This is a genomic window from Streptomyces sp. NPDC058459 (genome assembly GCF_042721685.1).
In the GTDB taxonomy this organism is placed as follows: Bacteria; Actinomycetota; Actinomycetes; order Streptomycetales; family Streptomycetaceae; genus Streptomyces.
Genome location: NZ_JBHXLV010000028.1, coordinates 1 through 19,118 on the forward strand (window position 1 = coordinate 1; position 19,118 = coordinate 19,118).

Annotated in this window: 18 protein-coding genes; 8 read left to right on the plus strand and 10 right to left on the minus strand. The window is 72.0% G+C overall.

Going from position 1 to position 19,118, the window contains the following annotated elements; all coding sequences use genetic code 11:
* From ACFWN1_RS08305 to ACFWN1_RS08340, 8 genes are all read right to left on the minus strand, one after another.
* The coding region (locus tag ACFWN1_RS08305; protein ID WP_384359321.1) for an acyl-CoA dehydrogenase family protein at positions 1-797 on the minus strand (797 nt) is incomplete at its 3' end.
* A complete protein-coding gene (locus ACFWN1_RS08310; protein WP_384359322.1) occupies positions 794-1,042 on the minus strand; it encodes a phosphopantetheine-binding protein in 249 nt (82 codons plus the stop codon). The genes ACFWN1_RS08310 and ACFWN1_RS08305, both read right to left, overlap by 4 nt.
* 6 nt (positions 1,043-1,048) lie before the next feature.
* Positions 1,049-2,335, minus strand: a complete 1,287-nt coding sequence (locus ACFWN1_RS08315; protein WP_384359323.1) for a type III PLP-dependent enzyme — start codon at positions 2,333-2,335, stop codon at positions 1,049-1,051.
* Positions 2,328-3,830, minus strand: a complete 1,503-nt coding sequence (locus ACFWN1_RS08320) for a class I adenylate-forming enzyme family protein (RefSeq protein ID WP_384359324.1) — start codon at positions 3,828-3,830, stop codon at positions 2,328-2,330. The genes ACFWN1_RS08315 and ACFWN1_RS08320 overlap by 8 nt, the downstream gene beginning before the upstream one ends.
* Positions 3,827-5,017 carry an acyl carrier protein gene (locus ACFWN1_RS08325; protein ID WP_384359325.1) on the minus strand — a complete coding sequence of 397 codons (1,191 nt, stop codon included), beginning with the start codon at positions 5,015-5,017 and terminating at the stop codon, positions 3,827-3,829. The genes ACFWN1_RS08320 and ACFWN1_RS08325 overlap by 4 nt, the downstream gene beginning before the upstream one ends.
* On the minus strand, positions 5,014-6,444 hold the full coding sequence (locus ACFWN1_RS08330) for a TrpB-like pyridoxal phosphate-dependent enzyme (RefSeq protein WP_384359326.1): 1,431 nt from the start codon (positions 6,442-6,444) through the stop codon (positions 5,014-5,016). Before ACFWN1_RS08330 ends, ACFWN1_RS08325 begins: the two co-directional genes overlap by 4 nt.
* Entirely contained in the window at positions 6,441-6,722 is a 282-nt protein-coding gene (locus ACFWN1_RS08335) for an acyl carrier protein (RefSeq protein WP_384359327.1), read from the minus strand. The genes ACFWN1_RS08330 and ACFWN1_RS08335 overlap by 4 nt, the downstream gene beginning before the upstream one ends.
* A gap of 236 nt (positions 6,723-6,958) precedes the next feature.
* The gene (locus ACFWN1_RS08340; RefSeq protein ID WP_384359328.1) at positions 6,959-7,723 is read right to left on the minus strand and encodes a thioesterase domain-containing protein; all 765 of its coding nucleotides are present in this window, start codon (positions 7,721-7,723) and stop codon (positions 6,959-6,961) included.
* Positions 7,724-8,161: 438 nt separating this feature from the next.
* On the opposite strand from ACFWN1_RS08340, the gene ACFWN1_RS08345 reads away from it, so the two are divergent.
* From ACFWN1_RS08345 to ACFWN1_RS08375, 7 genes are all read left to right on the plus strand, one after another.
* Entirely contained in the window at positions 8,162-9,466 is a 1,305-nt protein-coding gene (locus ACFWN1_RS08345) for an ATP-grasp domain-containing protein (RefSeq protein ID WP_384359329.1), read from the plus strand.
* Between the two features lie 86 nt (positions 9,467-9,552).
* Positions 9,553-10,863 (plus strand): MFS transporter, encoded by a 1,311-nt coding sequence (locus ACFWN1_RS08350; protein WP_384359330.1) that lies wholly within the window; start codon positions 9,553-9,555, stop codon positions 10,861-10,863.
* A gap of 453 nt (positions 10,864-11,316) precedes the next feature.
* Entirely contained in the window at positions 11,317-12,435 is a 1,119-nt protein-coding gene (locus ACFWN1_RS08355) for a glycosyltransferase family 1 protein (RefSeq protein ID WP_384359331.1), read from the plus strand.
* Positions 12,432-13,502: a glycosyltransferase gene (locus tag ACFWN1_RS08360; protein ID WP_384359332.1), complete on the plus strand. Its 1,071-nt coding sequence runs from the start codon at positions 12,432-12,434 to the stop codon at positions 13,500-13,502. The genes ACFWN1_RS08355 and ACFWN1_RS08360 overlap by 4 nt, the downstream gene beginning before the upstream one ends.
* Positions 13,499-14,611, plus strand: a complete 1,113-nt coding sequence (locus tag ACFWN1_RS08365; protein WP_384359333.1) for a glycosyltransferase — start codon at positions 13,499-13,501, stop codon at positions 14,609-14,611. The genes ACFWN1_RS08360 and ACFWN1_RS08365 overlap by 4 nt, the downstream gene beginning before the upstream one ends.
* Positions 14,596-15,450 (plus strand): glycosyltransferase family 2 protein, encoded by an 855-nt coding sequence (locus ACFWN1_RS08370; RefSeq protein WP_384359334.1) that lies wholly within the window; start codon positions 14,596-14,598, stop codon positions 15,448-15,450. Before ACFWN1_RS08365 ends, ACFWN1_RS08370 begins: the two co-directional genes overlap by 16 nt.
* Before the next feature lie 90 nt (positions 15,451-15,540).
* A complete protein-coding gene (locus ACFWN1_RS08375; protein ID WP_384359335.1) occupies positions 15,541-15,690 on the plus strand; it encodes a hypothetical protein in 150 nt (49 codons plus the stop codon).
* A gap of 56 nt (positions 15,691-15,746) precedes the next feature.
* On the opposite strand, the gene ACFWN1_RS08380 is transcribed toward ACFWN1_RS08375, so the two are convergent.
* Together ACFWN1_RS08380 and ACFWN1_RS08385 are read right to left on the minus strand one after the other, a co-directional pair.
* A complete protein-coding gene (locus ACFWN1_RS08380; RefSeq protein WP_384359336.1) occupies positions 15,747-16,286 on the minus strand; it encodes an SDR family NAD(P)-dependent oxidoreductase in 540 nt (179 codons plus the stop codon).
* A gap of 485 nt (positions 16,287-16,771) precedes the next feature.
* Positions 16,772-17,476, minus strand: coding sequence for a DJ-1/PfpI family protein (locus ACFWN1_RS08385; protein ID WP_384359337.1), 705 nt, complete (start codon positions 17,474-17,476; stop codon positions 16,772-16,774).
* Between the two features lie 725 nt (positions 17,477-18,201).
* Here ACFWN1_RS08385 and ACFWN1_RS08390 point away from each other — a divergent pair.
* Entirely contained in the window at positions 18,202-18,939 is a 738-nt protein-coding gene (locus tag ACFWN1_RS08390; RefSeq protein WP_384359338.1) for a hypothetical protein, read from the plus strand.
* The last annotated feature ends 179 nt before the right edge of the window (positions 18,940-19,118 follow it).

The window sequence follows — 19,118 nt, forward strand, 5'->3', positions numbered from 1 at the left end:
CCCTCGGCCGTGCCCAGCCAGGCCGCGCTCCAACCGAGGTGGGCGAGAGGGCCGAAGGTGTGCGTGACGATGGTGCGGAAAAGGCCGTGCTCCCCGACGACCTGGTGGTCGGGAACGGTGCCGCGCAGGTGGAGCGCGCCGCTGTGGCTGGCACGCATGCCGTGCGGGTCCCAGCCGCCCGCGGAGGCCACCTCGAGCTGGCTCCGGTCGGCGTACACCAGCGAGACGTCGTGATCGTTGTCGGAGTCCGGGCTGCGCATGGTGACGAGGAAGCCGTCCGCGTGGGCACCGCCGGTGACGATCGGCGCGAAGCGGTCGAGGAGCAGGTGGCCCTCGCGCTGTCGGAGGGGCGCGGTGGCGGTGAGGAGTGCGCCGCCCTTGCCGGCCTCCGTGGTGACCGAGGCGAGGTACACCTCGCCGGCTCCGATCCGGGGCAGGAGTTCGTCGCGCAGTTCGCCGTCGGTGTGCTGCACCAGGGCGGCCACCTGCTGGCAGTGCATCGCGAAGATCATGGCGAGTGACATGTCCTCGCGGCCCAGTCGCCTGGTGGCGGTGAGCACGTCGCCCAGGTCGCCGCCGAGGCCGCCGTCGGCGGTCGGCACGAGCAGGCCGAGCAGCCGGGTGCGGCGCAGCGCGTCCAGCGCCTCGACGGGGAACGCGGCTTCGCTGTCGGTGCGGCGGGCGTGTACCGCGGTCACCTCGGCGACCTCCTCGACCAGCGGGGCGAGCAGGAGCGGGCCCTCACCCCGGTCGGCCGCGTCGGTGACCGGGGTGGGCGTGGTGGAGGTGGCGGTCACGCGAGCGCCTCGGAGGTGCGCGCGGCGTCCACGGCCCGCCACAGCGAACCGGCGGTCGCGAAGGTCTCCTCGTTGAGGTCGTCGTCGGGCAGCGAGATGCCCATCTCGTCCTCGATCGCGAACAGCAGGTCGACCGACTTCATGGAGTCGAGCCCCAGGTCGTGCAGCCGGGTGTCGTCGGTGAGGGGCTGGTCCTGGATGCGGGGCAGGTGGTCACGGAGCACTTTTTCGAACACGGCGTCCATGGCGGTTCAGTCCTTCCGGGTGAGCGTGAGACGGCTGGTGTGCGGTGCGGCGTCGCCGTCGACGGCGACTTCGAGCGGGGCCGGGTGGCCGAGGAAGGCGAGCAGGCTGGCGGACAGCCCGTAGGCGCCGACGTTGGGGACGGCCAGCAGGTCGCCGGGGTACAGCTCGGGCAGCGGCGCCTGGCGTGCCCAGGTGTCGAGCGGGGTGCACAGGGGGCCGGTGACCATGGTGGGCCGTGGTTCGCCACGTCCTGCCGCGCCGGTGAGCAGGGTCGGGTTGAGCGGTGGCAGGCGGCGCAGGCCGGCCAGGCCGCCGAGGTGGTTGATACCGGACTCCAGGACGGCGATGTCCCGGCCGTGTGAGCGCTTCACGTCGAGCACCCGGGTGAGCAGGGTCCCGGCGGTGCCCACCAGATAACGGCCGGACTCGTACGCGGGGCGGGGTGTACCGTCGCGCCAGCCGGGTGCGGAGGCGTCGAGCAGTCCGGCGAGTCCTTCGCGCAGGCCGGTCAGGTCGGCTGTCTCGCCCTCCTTGGCGAAGGGGGCGCCGAAGCCGCCACCCAGGTCGAGGGTGGTGTCCAGCCCGGCGGTGTGCCGGGCCAGGACGGTGCGGATCTGGGCCGCCGTGGTGAGCGACTGCCGGAACTGCGCCAGCAGGTCGGACAGGCGGGTCAGGTTGGTGCCCATGTAGAGGTGCAGGCCGGTGACCTCGACGTGGGTGCGGTCCCCGAAGCGCTCCGGCTCGTCGGTGATCCACCGCGCGTCGGCGCCGAACTGGGAGGCGACCCCGGTCATGGCGAGGCCCTGTCCGGCAGCGGGGCGGTCGTCGTTGACACGCAGCAGCGTCCGTACCCGCATCCCCGCCCGGCCGGCGAGCCGGTCGAGTTGGTCGAGGCCGGTCGGAGAGTCGGCGCAGAATTCACGGACCCCCTTCTCCAGAGCCCGTTCGATGTCCTGGTCGCGTTTGCCGGGCCCGGTGTAGAGGACCTGCGCGGGGTCCCACCCGGCGGCGAGCGCGGCGTCCAGTTCGCCGGGGGAACACACCTCGGGCAGGGTCCCGGCCTCCCTGAGGGTGCGCAGAACGCCGGGGTGGGAGTTGGCCTTGAGGGAGTAGTAGACGTCGGCCGGTTCGGGCAGGGCCCCGCGCAGCCGGGCGGCGTTGTCCCGGACGCGGGCCAGGTCGTACACGTAGGCGGGCGTCTCTACGCCCGCGTCCAGGGCGGCGGAGACCGCCGCGGGCAGGGCGTCGGAGACGGCCCCGGCATCGGGCCGGGCGATGGCGGTGTCAGACAAGGCTGGCCACCTCCTGGGCGAGGGCCTTGCGGTCGACCTTGCCGTTGCGGGTCAGGGGCAGGGCGGGCAGCGGCACACAGCGGCCCGGCACCTTGAACTCCTCGATCTCCTCGCACATGGCGTCCAGGACGTCCGCGGGCGCACGGTCGGAGACCACCACGAGGATCGCCGGCGAACCTTCGGCCGGCGGCAGGACGGCGGCCTGTCCGACGCCCTCCACTCGGCGGGCGGCGGCCTCCACCTCGGTGGCGCTGACCCGGAAACCGCGCTCCTTGTAGATGTCGTCGCGGCGGCCGGCGAAGTGGACGAAGCCGTGTTCGTCGAGCCATCCGTGGTCGCCGGTCCTCAGCTCGGGGAAGAGTCCGGCGCGGCGCGGGAACCGCTGGGCGGTCAGCTCGGGGCGGCGCCAGTAGCCCGCCATGACGTGCGGTCCGCGTACCACCAGTTCGCCGGTCTCGCCCGGGGGCAGCCGCTCCCCGTCCGGGCCGGCCGCGTAGATCTCGGTTCCGGGCAGGGCCCGGCCGCAGCTCCCGGGGTGCTCCAGGTCCGCGTCCGGCGGGTTGATGGCGGCCCGTTTGCATTCGGTGAGCCCGAACATGAGCTGGACACGCAGCCCGGGGACGGCGGCCCGCAGTACAACGAGGGGCTGCGGGGGCATCGCGGCACCGGTGTTGGTGAGCAGCCGCAGCCGCAGGCCGTGGTCGGGTGAGCGGCGCACCAGTTTGGCCAGCGTTTCGGCGATGGCGGGCACGGACGCCAGGACGGTGGCGTTCGCGGCCTCGATGTTGCGCAGCAGGGTGGCCCCGACTTCGGCGGGCAGCCCGAGCCGTACGGCCGCCCCGCTCAGCGCACCGAGGAACAACTGGTAGAGGCCATAGTCGAAGGAGAGGGGAAGCGGGCTGTAGACCACGTCGTCGGGGCGGTACTTCAATTCACCCTGGATGGCGTGGATGGCGAACAGCGCCTGCTGGTGCGTGCTCACCACGGCTTTCGGGGCCGCTGTGGTGCCGGAGGTGTAGATCAGGCAGACCGGGTCGACCGGGAGCGGAGTGTCGACGCTGTTTTCTTCGGCGGTCGGTGCGGGCCTGCCGGGGGACGGGTCCGGGCCTCGCGGGACGTCGGAGAGGGGGACGGAGGTGATGCCGCGTTCGGCGGCCAGGCGCCGGGCGTCCTCGTCGTCGGCGAGCACGAGGGCGGGTTCGGCGTCATCCAGGACGTGGGCCAGGGCTCGCCCTCGGGTCTGTTCGTGCAGCAGCGCGAAGGGGGCGCCGATCCGGGAGGCGGCGTAGACGACGACGGCGACCTCGACGAGCGAGGGAGCCAGCACCACGACGCGCTCCCCGCGGCGGACGCCGAGAGTCCGCAGCCAATGGGCGGCCGTACGGCTGGCGACGGCGAGTTCGCCATGGGTGAGGGAGTCCCGCGAGGTGGCGACGGCGAGCGTGTCGGGCGCGCGGTCCGCCGCGGTGTCGATGAGATCGTGCAGCAGGATCACGGCGTCTCCCGGTGAGCGCGGGCTGTGATGCGGCACAGGCCGCTGAGGTCGTGCAGGTTCTCCGGGACGAGGTCGTCGGCGTCGAACTCGATGTCCAGCCGTCGCTCGATCCGCTCGACGATGTCGACCATGCGGAACGAGCCGAAGCCCGGTACCTCGGTCAGCGCACGGCCCGCCAACAGCTCGGCGGCCGGGACACGGAGCACGGCGGCGGCCTCTTCGGCGACGGTCGTGCGCAGCGCGTCGATGTCCGGAGAGCCGGTTTCCGCCGTCCCGGCTCCGGCCGTGGCCGGGGTGGTCTCCCGGGCCGGTGACGGCGCGGTGAACACCTGTGCGTCGGCGTGCAGGAGTTCGGCGAGCCGTTCCAGCGGGCCGGTGGGCTCCGGCCGGCCGCGCTGGACACGCCGGTGGGCGAGGAAGGTCTGTTCCGTCAGCTTGCCCCAGGCCGTCAGGTGCTCCTCGACCGCCGTCGCCGTACCGCCGGCAGCGGCCCGGTGCGCGGCGTGCAGCCGCCGGGCCCGAGCCAGCAGCCAGGTCTCCAGGGTGAGTCGGGCGAGGGCTTCTTCCCGGTCGGGGTGCTCCCGGTAGGCGCGCACGTACGACTCGACAGCCGCCGCAGCGGCCGGTACGGCTTCGGTGACGGCCTGCGGCATCCCGGCGCGGGTCGTGCGGTAGACGCGCGCGCCGTCGGGCAGTGCCTCGGTGAGCTCCTGCCCGGTGAGGGTCCAGGTGCCCGGCCGGGCCGGTCCGTACGGGGTGTCGTTGTGGTATCCGTCGCGCACCTCGGCTCGCCCGGAGGCGTCCCTGCCGAGCAGGAAGCTGTGGTCCATGTGGGCGTGGCCGCGATATGGCACCCAGGGCAGGTGATAGGCGTCGGCGATCACGTACACGGTGCCGAGGCCGGTCGGCGGGAACTCGGCGCGGGACCCGAGGGTGTGGCGGTCCGTGATGGACAGACCGAGGGCCTCGGCGGTGCGCTCCACGTGAGTGTCCGTGCCCGCCTCGACTGTCGGCAGGCGACCGGGACCGCGGTCACGGGGCTCGAACTCCAGGCGCGCACCGAGGACGAGCGGCGACACGCCGTGTTCGGCACGGGCCAGCCAGGCCAGGTTGACCTGGAGGCAGTCCATCAGCTCGGCGCGCAGCTCCGCCGGCGGGGCGGTCTGAGGGATGACGGGGGCGGTCATCGCACCTCCTCGAGACCCGCGGTCCTGCCCACCGGCAGTCCCGTCCCCACGGCGGGCGGAACCGTGATCCGCTCGGGCGGCACGGCGGTGTCCACGGTCGCGTCGATGCGGGTGAGGCCCGCGACGGCGTCGGTGAGCGCCGCCGGGTCCGGGGCGCGGTCGGTCAGCTCGCCCTCGAGGAACTGCTGGTAGGCGCCGAGGTCCAGATAACCGTGACCGCTGACACAGACCAGGACTCCGGTGCGGGCGCGGGGCGCGTCGCCGTCCGCGTCGCCGTCGCCCGCCACGCGGGCGGCGGCGGCCAGGGCGTGTCCGGACTCCGGTGCGGGCAGGGTCATCTCCGCCGTGGTGAAGGCCCGGCCGGCGGCGAGGGCGGCGACCTGGTCGACGGCGGTGGCGGAGATCTGTCCGGCGTGCCGCATCGCGGAGATGAGTTTGGCGGCACCGTGGTACCGCAGACCCGCCGAATGGGAGTCGGGAATGGCGTACTCACTGCCGACGGTGTACATGGCCTCCAGTGGGGACGAGTCGGTGGCGTCCGTGCGGTCGTAGGCGTACACGCCGCGGGTGAGCTTCGGGGTCGTGCTCGACTCCGCCGCGATCAGGGCCGGCGGTTCGCCGCCTTCGGTGGCGGCCAGGGCGTGGAAGGGCAGGGCGATGCCGCCGAAGTTGGACCCCGCGCCGACGCAGCCGACCACGGCGTCGACCTCGCCCCCCTGTTCGGCGAGCTGGTCGATGGCCTCCAGGCCGATCACGGACTGGTGCAGGATGCTGTAGGTCTCGCCGCTGCCGATGCAGAACGCCGCTCCGTCCGTGCGGGCGGCGTACTCGACGGCCTCGCCGATCGCGAGGGAGAGGCTGTTGCCCGCCGACCGGCCGGAGCGGGCGACCTCGGTGAGGGTGCTGGGGCTGGAGATGACGCGCGCGCCGAGCATCCGCATCAGCACACCCCGGTAGGGCTTGCGTTCCAGACTGCCGCCGACCATGAAGACGGTGCAGCGCATTCCGAAGCGGGCGCAGGCAGCGGCCAGCGCGGTGCCCCACTGGCCGGCTCCGGTGCCGGTGACCAATTCCCGCACCCCGGCCCGGTGGTAGTAATAGGCCTGGGCGAGCGCGGTGTTGAGTTTGTGGCTGCCGGAGATGTTGCCGCCCTCGTACTTCACCCAGATCGGCACCCTGGCGCCCACCGCCTCCTCGAAGGCGCGGGCCCGCCACAACGGAGTGGGACGGAAACGCCGGTAAGCGTCCGCCACCTCCTCGGGAATGTCCCAGTACTCGCGTGACTGCACGCTCTGACGGACGAGCTCCATCGGTAGGTTCGCCTGCACGCTGCCGCCGTTGCCGGCGGAGTGCTGGGTGCGGTCGGCCGGCAGCGGCTGTCCGAGGTGAGGCAGGACGCTGCGCCACCGGCGGGGGACGTCGGTCATGCGGCGGCCTCGCTGCTCTGCTCGACGATCGCGGTGATGTCGGCGACGGTGGCGAAGGACCTGCCGACGAACAGTTCGTCGGAGAGCACGACGCCGGTCTCCTCCTCGACCTGGACCAGGAGGCCGATGAGAGACAGGGAGTTGATGCGGAGACGATCGCCGTTGAGCGGTTCGTCGTCTTTCAGGACGCTTGGATCGACGGGGGGTTCGGAAGCCGCTGCGACGACCTTCTTGACGACGCTCGTGAAGTGGTGCGGCGTGGTCTGTGCGTGCTGCATGCCATTCCTTTGCCGAAACGAGAGAGGTGTGAGGCATTCGTGGACGCGGAGCGCATGGCCGACGACGGAGAGTGACTGTTGACGGGCAGTCGTGTGGACCGTCTGCGGCGGAGACAGTCGTGCACCCCGCGAGACTGAGGAAAGAGAGAAAGGGGAAGGACCGGGGCTGACAGCGCTGGCCGTCAGGCCGTGGCGCGGGGCGGGAAGCTGTGAGTGCGTCCGCGAAGCGGACTCGGTCAGCGGCCGGGGACCGCGACGACTCTGCGCCGTTCCGCGCCAGGCACGCGGCGGTGCGTCCGGCCGTTGCCGAGGTTTTTGGCGAACTGCTGGATGTGTGAGGAAAGTTGGCGCAGGTGTGGTGCGCGCAGGACGCCGAAGTGGTCGGTGTCCAGGTGGTGGACGGAGATGTCCGCGAGGTGTGGCGACCAGCGCTGGACCTGCTGCGGGTCCTCACTGCCGGTGCAGGTGATCAGCAGAGCGCGGCCGGGATGCCGGCCTTCCGCCCGGTAGCGGGTGCGGGCCTCGATCTGGGCGTCGACGGTGCGTTCCGTGCGGGCGAGAGCATCCGCGTCCAGGTGCGCCGCGGCCTGGCTCAGCACCTGGCGGCGCACCGTGACATAGGCCCCGGGTTCTTCGTGGATCGGTGTCGGACTGCTGTCGACGAGCACCAGATCGGGCACGTGGCCGCCGGACAGCCGCCGCGCCGTCTCGAAGGCGAGCAGTCCGCCGAGCGACCAGCCGACGAACAGGCTGGGACAGCTGGGGAGGGCGGCTACCGCCTCGGCGTAACGGTCGGCCATGTCCGGTATGCGAGTGTCCGGCTCCTCGCCTTCCTCCAGGCCGAGCGCCCTTATGCCGTACACGGGACCTTGGCGAGAGAGGTGGGCGACGAGACCCAGATAGGGAAGGAGGCCGCCTCCCAAGGGAGGGAAGAGGACCGTGCTGATGTCACCGGCCCGCCTTCCCAGCGGTAACAGCAGCGGCCTGTCTAAGACGGGCATCGTCTTCGCGCTGTAGCTCACAAGTTCCCCCGGCTCGAAAGCACGGTCGGGACCGGTTGGTCTCGACCCTATGGTTCATGGAGCGCAGAAACGCCGTGAGACCCACCGGACGGCACGCCGCCCTCAGGATGAGCCTGTCGTTCCGCTGATCCGGTTAACCGGCACCGTGTGAATCACACGCCCTCCACAGGTAAATGTGACCTACATCTCACTTCTTGACCGGGAGTGAACACCTGGCACCTCTGTGTGTCCGCGCATAGGCCCACGTCATGCGGCACGACCCCGATAAGGCACCTCCGCCCGGCAGCCGGCGGTTCCCAGTGACGCCCTGACCTGCCGGGCATGAATCCCGCTCAGCGGGAACACCTACCTTGTCCCGCGCCATCCCGCATCCGTTCGGATCGATCCCCCGCCGCCGCGCGGCGAGGAAGGGCCGCAATGTCTCACCTCCTCTTCGTGGAGACCACGGGTCTGGGCGTTCAGGCACTCGCCCACGCAAAGCGACGCGGTCACACCGTGACCTATCTGCACTGCCCTCTCTACGACTTCACCGCCCCTCCGGCGCAGCGCAGCCAGGCCATCCAACTCGCCGACCACACGGCCTCGTTCACCGATCCCCTGGACGGCGAAGCGGTGTACGGAGCGCTGCTCGCCTCCGGCGCGGACCCCGGGAGCGTCGACGCGGTGCTCTCCACGCTGAGCTACGGGGCGCAGGCCGCCGCCGATCTCGCCGCCCGCATCGGTGCGCGTGGCACTTCCCCGGGCGGCACCCTCGCGGCCCGGGACAAGGGCGAGTGCCGCCGCATCCTGCGCGAGCGCGGGGTGCCGAGCGTCGGCTTCCAGGTGGTCACGGATGCCGCCCAGGCACTGGAAGCCGCCGAGACGATCGGCTACCCGGTGATCGTGAAGCCCGTTCTCGGGATAGGGAAGGCCGTGACCTCCATCGCCCGCGACCCCTCCGCGGTGCGTGCCCACTTCGCCGCCGCGGCGGCGGACCGCGACCAGCTCGCCGAGGGCATGGCCCGGCAGCTCGACGAGCGGTACCTGGTGGAGGAACTGGTGTCCGGGGACCTGTACTCCGTGGAGGTCGCCGCGTCCGAAGGACATCTGGTCCCGCTCGTGTGCGCGAGCCGGAAGGTGAGCGTGGAGAACCCGGTGCTGGAACTGGGATGCACCGTCCCGTCCGGGCTGCCGGCCGCCGACGAGGCCGCGCTCGGCCGCTACGCCGTCGGGGTGTGCCGCGCGCTCGGGCTCGACCTGGGCATCTTCCACGTGGAGGTGATGCACACCCCGTCCGGTTTCCGGCTCATCGAGGTCAACCCGCGCCTGACGGGCGGTTCCCTGCCCGACACCATCAGCAGTGTGGCCGGGGTGGACGTCTTCGCCCTCCTGGCCGACCTGTTCCTCGGCGCACCTCTGCCCGGCGGCCCGCTGCCGCTGCGGGGGTCGGCTTCGCACTCCTTTCTCGCCGCCCACGAGAAGTCCACTGTGCCCGCCCGCCTTCCCGGCGACTGGTTCGCCCCCTTCCTCGCCCGACTCCACTCCGGCTATGTGCGGGTGAAGGCCGGTGACGTGGTGCCGCCCATGCGCACCAACTTCGATTCGTTCGGCATGCTGCGCGCCCTCGCCTCCACGCCGGCCGAGGCCGAAGCGGCGTGCTCGGCGGTCAAGACCGACATCGAGGCTCTCTTCGGCTTCGCGCTGCTGGCCGAGCGGACTCGTACCCCGGCTCCGGTCGCATGAGGCGCGGCGGTCGGCGGACCCCCGCGGACACGAGGAGCGACAACGCGTCCGGTCACCGCGGCCGGACCTCACCGAACGGAGAAGACGTGCCCGACCGCCGCAAGCCCGCCGACGGCAACACGACATCCGGCGCCCTGCGGACACCGGACGCGCCCGGAGTCGAGGGAAAGTTACGGCAGCGCCGGGGGATCTCGCTCGCCGTCTATCTCACCGCGGCCACGCTCGTACGCTCCGCGAGCGGCGGCGCTCCCGTCGCGCTCGTCGCGCTGACGCTGGCCAGGCCCGGCCACGGCGGAGCAGCGCTCGGCGGCATCCTGGCGGCCCTGCTCACCCTGCCGAACATCGCCGGACCGTGGATGGCGCGCTGGCTGGAGGAGGCCCGCGACCCCAGATTCCGGCTGGCGGCCGCGTTCGTCGTCTTCGGGCTGATGCTCGCCGCCACCGGTCTGACGCTGGACCGCCTGCCCGTCGTCCTGGTGGGTCTGCTCGTCGTCGTCGGCGGTCTCTGCGACCCGCTGATGACGGGAGGGCTCAGCAGCCGGCTCGCACTGATCGTCGGTGAGGACACCCGCGCCCAGCGCCGGGCCGAGGGCTGGGACTCGGCGACCTACGGAAGCAGCAACATCCTCGGACCGGCCGCGGTCGCTGCGATCACCGCCCTGTCCGGGGCCCTGGCCGCGGTTGTCGCGCTGGGCGCGGCCGGTGTGGTGGCCGGCCTGCTGATGTTCATGCTGCCGAAGGAGCACCGGACCGCCGACGCGAGGCAGCGCTCGATGCCCGTACGGGACGCCCTCGGGGTGATCGTCCGACGAGGTCCGCTGCGGCGCGTCATGATCGCCACGATGATCACCTCGATCAGCACCGGCGGCGTGATGGTGATCGCGGTGGTTTTCGGCCACAACCTTCAGGGCTCCGCGGGCGCGGGCGCCGCCCTCGGCGCCGCCTATGGCGTCGGCAACCTCTGCGGAGCGCTGCTGACCGGCGTGTTCCCGCTCACCGGGGAACCGGAGCGCTGGGTGCTGCGGCTGATCGCCGCGAACGCCGTGGCCGTCGGCCTCTGCGCCCTGGCACCCGGTTACGTCCTCGCCCTGGCGACCTTCGCCCTGGCGGGAGCCACCAGCGCGGTCCTGTTCACCGCGTCCCTGGCCGTACGCTCGGTGTACTCCCCGCCCAACGCCCGAGCGCAGGTGTTCGTGACGATGGCCGGGCTGAAGATGGCCGCCGGTTCGGCCGGCACCGCACTGGCGGGCACCCTGGTCGGCAGCGGCCCGCGCCTCGCCCTGTTCCTCAACGCCCTCGTGGTCGCCTCAGCCGTCTCCATCGCCCTGACCGACCTCCGTCTCACCCGCCGATCGTCCACCGCAGCTGCCGAGGACCCCTCATCGCCGACGCCATGACGGGACCCGGGGAGGCCAGCAGCCTGTGCTGCTCCTTCTTCGGCGCCCGGCGCGGCTTCGTCCGGCTCGGGGGTGCATACTTCATAAAACGAGGGCGCATGCTCCAGGGCCTCGAAGTGACCGAACCGCTCGGTCGGTGTGTGCGGCTCCCGGACCAGACCGGGGCCTCGGCGCGGACCGGGACCAGCCGCACGGTCTCGTCCATGACGCTACCCACTGATTCAGGACCGGTGGCCGCTGACGAGTGTGACGAGGCCGATCCTGGCCCTGTCCCGTGACCATGGTGGGTGGTTTGCTGTTGTGCGCCCTGAGCGGTGCTTCCCGCTGTCGCCCCGAGCCCGTCGTTTTCCTGGTCCGAGCGGGTCACGAGAAGGGGCAGAAGTACGCCGGCGCGCTCAGTAGGCATGGGCAGCGCGGGGCATCGGAACACCTACGTCGGGAGCCTGCACACTGATGATCGCCCAGCCCGCCTCGCCCGCCCCGCGATCTCCCGGACGAACCGGCAGTTCGCTGCGTGTCGCTTCCGTCCCGTCCGGCCATGTGTACGTCCGGCACTGCGGCGACGAGAGGACCGCGGGCGATGTCGTACGGCTTGCCGACCCCCGGCCCAATGGCGCGCCCAGTACTTCCCAGCGGTGGTGGCCGCCGGTCATGCTCGACCCCGCCTGGGTGGACGCGCACCACGAGGACTTCGATGTCTTCCACCTCCATTTCGGCTTCGACGCGCAGAGCCCTGCCGCGCTCACCGACCTCGTCGGCGCGTTGCGCAGGCACGGCAAGCCACTGGTCTACACCGTCCACGATCTGCGCAACCCCCACCAGGCCGATCCCGGACCGCACGGGGACGCGCTGGACGTGCTCGTCCCGGGAGCCGACCGGCTGATCACGCTCACGCCCGCCGCCGCCGCCGAGATCGCCCGGCGCTGGAACCGTACGGCGACGGTGCTGCCGCACCCGCATGTGGTGCGGCCGCCCCTCATCGCCAGGGCACGGCCGCCCAGGGGCCGGGAGAGCTTCACCGTCGGCGTCCACGCCAAGAGCCTGCGGCCGAACATGGCCGTGCTGCCGGTGGTGCGGGTGCTCGCCGAGACGCTGGCCGATCTCCCCGGCGCGGAACTGCTGGTGAACATCCACCGCGAGGTGGGCGACCCGGCAGCGCACGCCTATGCGCCCGATGTGCTGACGGACCTGGAGGCGCTCGCCGGACGCGGACTGCTGACTCTGCGGGTGCACGACTACTTCGCCGACGACCAGCTGTGGGAGTACCTGAGCGGCTTGGACCTGTCCGTCCTGCCGTACACCTTCGGCACCCACTCCGGCTGGCTGGAGGCCTGCCACGACCTGGGCACCGCCGTGGCCGCCCCGGACTGCGGTTTCTACGCCCAGCAGCGCCCCTGTCTGACCTACGGCCATTCCCAGCAGGACGGCCTGGACGCACCATCCCTGCGCGACGCGGCGCTGCGGGCGTACCGCACACGACCGCGGTGGCGGGCCGAGGCCGGCGGACGGGCGGCCGAGCGAGCTCGGATCGCCGCCGCCCACCTGACCCTGTACCGGGAACTCACCCGATGAGCGTCCCCCTGCGGATCGCCCTGATCGCCTCCGCCCGATTCCCCGTCCGCGAGCCGTTCGCCGGCGGTCTTGAGGCGCACACCTGGACGCTCGCGAAGACGCTGTCCGACCGGGGGCACCACGTGGAGTTGTTCGCCGCCCCCGGTTCCGACCCGGCCCTCGGAGTGCGCGAGCTTCCCGTTCACCGGCCGGTGCTGAGCACCGCCGCCCGCGCGGACATCAGCATGCCCGACGCCTGGTGGATGGCCGAGCACCACGCCTACCTCCAGCTCATGCTGTACCTGGCTCGGGATGGCAGAGAGCGTTTCCACGTGGTCCACAACAACAGCCTTCACCACCTGCCGGTGGCGATGGCGTCGACGCTGCGGCAGCCTGTCGTCACCACCCTGCACACCCCGCCGACGCCCTGGCTGGAGTCGGCCGTCCAGGCTCAGGACGACTGTCCGGTGACGTTCGCCGCTGTCAGTGCCCACACAGCGGCGGCCTGGCATGCGACCGCCCCTGCGGCCCGGGTGGTCCGCAACGGTGTCGACACCCGCATGTGGGCCCCCGGACCGGGCGGCCCCTACCTCGTCTGGTCGGGCCGACTGGTACGGGAAAAGGGGGCCCACCTGGCGGCCGAGGCGGCCCGCCAGGCCGGAATGCCGCTGCGCCTCGCGGGCCCGATCGGTGACCGGCGATACTTCGCCGAGCACCTCGCACCCCTGCTCGGCGACGACATCAGCTACGAAGGCCATCTGGACCGCCACGCGCTGGCACGGCTGGTGGGCGGGGCGGCCGCGGCGCTCGTCACACCGTGCTGGGACGAGCCCTACGGTCTGGTCGTCGCCGAGGCGCTGGCGTGCGGCACCCCCGTGTGCGGCTTCGACCGGGGAGCACTGGGCGAGATCCTCACTCCCGACTGCGGCCGACTCGCCCCGGCCGACGACGCCGCCGCTCTCGCCGCCCTCATTCCCGAAGTCGTACGGCTGGACCGCCGCGCCGCACGGGAGCGCGCCGAGCGCTTCTGCTCGCTGGACACCATGGCCGACCAGTACACCTGGCTGTACGAGGAGCTGGTCGCGTGATCGGCTACTACATCCACCACCACGGCAAGGGCCACCTGCACCGCGCGCAGTGCATCGCCCGCCACGCCCGCACCCCGGTCACCGGCCTGTCATCGCTGCCCCGCCCGGCGGAGTGGAACGGTGACTGGCTCCACCTGCCGGCCGACACCGGAACAGTGGACGCCGGCCCGACCGGCGTCGAAGCCGGCAGCGCCGCGGCCGATCCCACGGCGCGTGGACGGTTGCACTGGGTGCCCCGCCACCATGCCGGGCTGCGCTCGCGGATGGCGGCCCTCGCCGACTGGATCGAGCGCGCCGCCCCAGCGCTGCTCGTCAGCGACGTCTCCGTCGAAGTCGCCACCCTGGCCCGGCTCATGGGCGTGCCTGTCGTCGTCGCCGCGATGCGCGGCGACCGATCCGACGCCGCCCATCGCCTCGCGTACGACCTGGCCGACGCCCTGCTGGCACCCTGGCCGGCGGCGCTGCCGGAACCCGGCTGGCCGCAGGAGTGGCGTGCCAAGACCGAGCACACCGGTGCTTTCTCCCGCCACGACGGACGGTCCCGCCCCCGCGCCGGTACGGAACGCGGCCGTGAGCGGCCCGCGGCTGACCGGGAGGTTCTGCTGATGCTGGGTACCGGTGGCACCGAACTGACCGCGGCCGACCTGCGCGCGGCGGAGGAGGCCGCCCCCGACTGGAAGTGGAACGTGCTCGGCGTCCCGGACCGCTGGAGCGACGACCCCTGGCCGGCGCTGTGCCGAGCGGACGTGGTGGTCACCCATGCCGGGCAGAACGCGGTGGCCGAGTGCGCTGCCGCCCGTTCGCCCGCCGTGATCGTTCCGCAGTCCCGACCGCACGGCGAACAGCACGCCACCGCCCGCGCCCTGCGGGCGGGCGGGCTGGCCACCGTACGAGACCGCTGGCCCGCGCCCCAGGACTGGCCCCGGCTTCTGGACGAAGCCGTACGAAACGGTGGCGACCGGTGGGGTCTGTGGGCCCCGGGCGACGGAGCCGAACGGGCCGCTCGGCTGCTGGACGACCTGGCTGCCCCGGAGCCCGGTCCGGACGGGCGAACGGGCACGGCCTCGCCCTCCTGTGGGGGAAAGAGCGGCCCATGCGTATCGCGGTGATCACCCTCGTCGCGGGACGCCATAGTCATCTTGCTCTGCAGCAGCGCGGTCTCGCCCGCGGCACCCGCCGGCCCGACCACTACGTCGTCGTCGCCATGGCCGACCCGGGCGCCGCGGACGTGGTGCGGGACCACCTGCCCGAGGCCGAGGTCGTGGCCGTGCCCCGCGCCGACGGAGGGGCCCTGCCGCTGGCCGCCGCCCGTAACGCCGGCGCCCGGAGCGCCCTGGAGGCCGACGCGGACCTGCTGGTCTTCCTCGACGTGGACTGCGTACCCGGCCCGGACCTGCTCGCCCGCTACGCCGACGTCGCCGAGGACGGCGCCCTGCTGTGCGGCACTGTCGCCTATCTTCCGCCCCCGCCCGCCGGCGGCTACCGCCTCGACGCCCTGCCCGGCCTCGCCGCCCCGCACGTGGGGCGCCCCTCCCCCGAGGACGGCGAGGTACTGCACGGCGGCGAGCACCGCCTGTTCTGGTCGCTGTCCTTCGCACTGACCGCCCGCACCTGGCGGCACATCGGCGGCTTCTGCGAGGACTACACCGGCTACGGCGGCGAGGACACGGACTTCGCCAGGACCGCCGCCGCCCGCGGCGTGGACATGTGGTGGATCGGCGGCGCCCCCGCCCACCACCAGTACCACCCCGTCAGCCGCCCTCCCGTCGAGCACCTGGACGACATCCTCCGCAACGGTGCTCTGTTCCACGACCGTTGGGGCGAATGGCCCATGGAGGGGTGGCTCCGCGAATTCGCCGGCCTCGGGCTGGTCTCCCACGACGCCCGGACCGGCTCCTGGCACAAACGGGAACCCACCGAAACTGGCCGACCCGGCTCGCAGGGGTGAGGCGGTCCTCGCCCCAGCCCGCCGGGGCGTGCCGGCTGCCCGGAACCGGCCGGCCCACGAGCGCCGGGGCATGCCGAGCCAGGTGACGCGGTGGGTGATGCCGAGCCGGTCGGCGGGCAGGTGCGGGGGGATCGTCTGGTGGCCGTCGCCGAGGACGACCAGTTGCACGAGCTGGTCGGTGTCGGCGAGGACGCGTGTGACAGCCGTGGCCCGGGGCGGTCTATGGAAGCGCTTGCCTGACGGCGACCGGTGATCGGGCCGTTGGGATTCGCCTTCCGAGGGGGGTCAGCGGATGGTCAGGCCGCCGTCGACGGCGAGGATGGTGCCGGTGGTCCACCGGGCCGAGGCCAAGTAGGTGGCGCGGCCATGGCGATGTCGTGGGCGGTGCCCAGGTGCCCCACGGGGTAGGAGCGCTCGACCTGCCGGTCGTGTGCGCTGCGCTGCTCTGCGGTCATGGGGGCAAGGTAGGAACGTTCGCAGGTGGGGGTACGGACCGCACCAGGGGTGTTCATCGCGTCGAGGGTGGTGTCGGCCGGGGAGGCGAGGTGGGCGGTGCCGACGGCGTTGACGAGCGTGTCGACCCGGTCGGTAAGGCTCGCGGCCTGTGCGGCGATCCGGGCCGGGGCGTCGAGCCCGGAGAGGTCGGCGGACACGGTGTGCACGGTGGTGCCGTGCCGTTCCAGTTCTCCTGCGGCGGCCCGGAGCTTGTCGCGGGCGCGGGCGACGACGATCAGGCTGGCTCCGTCGGCGGCGAGGGCGTCGGCGATGGCGAGGCCGATGCCCTCGCTGCCGCCGGTGACGACGGCGAGGGGAGCGGTGGTGTGGTGCTCGTTCATGTCTGCGTACTGGGACTCGGGCCTGGTCCCGCACACAGTCACCAATCCGTGCTGACCGTTCTTCTCGACGGTCTGCGAGCCGGCGGGCCGAAGACCGGAGGCTGAGAGGCCAAATCGGCCCTCGGCACGGTCGGCCGTCAGCAGACCAGTTCAGCCGCCGCCCAGTACACCGACAAGTCCCCCTCCGAGCGTCAGAGCAGGAGGTGTACCCGCGGCCGTCGTTCAGGCGCACGCCGGCCTCGCCGTGTCGGTCTGAGGTGCGGGTCGGGTGGTGCGCGGGCTCTTCCCACTTACGGCGCCGCGTAGTTGGGCCTGCCCGATGACTCGCTCGACAGTGCACCGGGCCACCTCGTGGCTTTCGAGTACGAGGGCGTGAATCTGGTGCATTCTCTGGGCCCGCGGTGCGGGCGCAGAGTGGCGTCTGTCGTTGTCGCGTGTTCCCGCACCCCAACTCATCGCCGCAGAACGCCGTCGGGAGTGCTCGATCACCGCATCCGTGCCGGGTTCAGCCCCAGCCGGTGCGCCGCTTCGATGACCGCCGGGCCACGAGTTCGACGCCGATTCGCGAGAATGTTCGCGACAAGTTCCGGATCGGTGTCGGGTCGCTCAGGGGTCCCGGCGTCGAAGGGTGGACGCGGGTCGTACTCCATCAGCAACTGCGCCGTCTTCGCGGTCGCGTCGCCGTAGACTTCAGCAGCTACGGTCAAGCCGAAGTCGATGCCGCTCGTAACGCCGCCACCGGTGAAGATGTTGCCGTCCCGCACGACGCGCTCACGCACGGGCGTCGCGCCCAGCCAGCCGAGCATCTCGTGGGACGCCCAGTGGGACGTCGCCCGCCGGCCCCGCAGAAGTCCGGCGGCGCCGAGCACGAAAGCGCCGGTGCAGACGCTGGTGACGAACCGGGCGGCGGCGGCCTGTCGCCGGACGAATGCGAGCAGTGGCGCATCGCCGAGAACATCGAATGCGCCACCCCCGCCCGGAATCATCAGCACATCCGCCTGCGGCGCGTCCTCGAATGTGACGGTGGGCATGATCGAGAACTTCGCATCTGTCGGTACCGGTTCGATACGGTGCCAGGCCAGGTCGACGGTAGCGCCGGGCATGAGCGAGAACACCTGCGCCGGTCCCGTCAGATCCAGCTGGGTGATGTTGGGCATGAGAAGGCAGACGAATTTCATCTGTGCCGACATGGCAGTCCTTTCCCTACGCTACCGACGCCGCTGGTAGCCATCTGAGTGAGCCTTGCTATCGCTGTGTGGAAGAGGGGCGAGTGGCGAACCATTCGGCCGCATCAGGCGTGGCGTTTCGCTGGCCCGGTGAGATGACCGTGTACACGTCCGTACCGGTCGCTCTCGCTCGTGACGCCGGGGAGGATCGCGAACATCGCGCTTGCGGCGGCATACTCGGTCACCGCGTCCGACGCTGCGAGGCGCTGCCGCACCGGGATGAAGCTGGTGCGCGGGTCCGCCTGACAGGACTTGAGAACGGCGCGGGGCTACGAGGCGGATGAGGGCGTTCTCCGGGATCGCGAGGCGGCCTGAGGCGTCCATGTCGCGTCGAACGCCGGGAAGCGCGCATGCGACGGCGTCGCATCGAAGATCCCTACCTGACGCCTGCCGTGAGGGGGCGTCAGGTCTCTTCGAGTCCGGCATACCGTCCTCTTCCTCTCGCCACTGCCGACGGCCACACGAATCCGGTGTGCTTCAGCCCGGCCTACGCCATCTTACAGTCTTACTGAAAGTAGATGGGGTCCGCCCCCGCATCCGGCGGTGAGATAGTTCCCGCCGAGGCAGAACAGACTGATGGTTACCGGCTGCTCGCCGACCACGGACGAACCCAGCTCAAAGCAGACCGCTCGCGGCAGACGCAGGAGGGCGGGCCCGCTCCGCAGAGATCCAGGACGGGGTGCCAAGATATGACCGTGCCTGTGAGCCGGGTGTCACGCGCCGTGCGCGCTGCGATGTTCGCGGCCGTGTGCGTCTCACTCGCCGTCGTAGGCCACGTCGCTACGTCGGGCACCGGCTTGTCCTGGCCCGTTCTGATCCTGGCCGCGGCAGGGGTGACGCTGACCGGATGGCTCGTCGCGGGACGCGAGCGCGGGCACTTCGCCGTGATTTCGCTGACGCTGGCCGTGCAGGCGTGCCTGCACGTGAGCTTCACCGTGGCCCAGTCCTCCCGGCCTGCGTCCTCCGCGATGAGTCCGCAGCATCGGGGGCACCTGTTCCTGTGCGGTAACGCGACACCCCAACAGGCGCAGCGCGCATACGACCTCGCGGTCGAAAGCGGGATGACCCACAGCACGCACAGGCCCGCCGCGCACGGCGGGATGACCACGCCGTCCGGGACGGGCGGCATGCATCACATGGACGGCATGACCGGGACGGTGTCTTGGGGCATGCTCGCCGCCCATGTGGTGGCGGCGTTGCTGTGCGGCCTCTGGCTGGCGCAAGGTGAGCGGGTCGCTTTCCGGCTCCTGCGCCTTTTCGCCGAACGGGCCTTCGTCCCGCTGCGCCTGGTCCTCGCCGTCCCACCCCTACCGGCCGCTTGTCTGCGGCCCTGCCGCCCCGCCACCACGGTGCGGCGGCTGCGATCCTGGCTGCTCGTCCACGCTCTGGCCATCCGAGGCCCACCGGGAGTGCCCGCTGTCGCATGACAGCCGGTTTCTCGCCCTGATGCGGCTGCCTGCCGCCGGGCGAGCTTGCCGTACCCGCATATGCGGGACGGCTCCTCCCGCTTTCCCGTCACACCGCCTGACACGGCCCCAGACACGCCCGAGTGCAGAGGCCGGGCCGAGATGTGCTGTGAGGGAGATCCGAGAAAGGACCTCGGGCA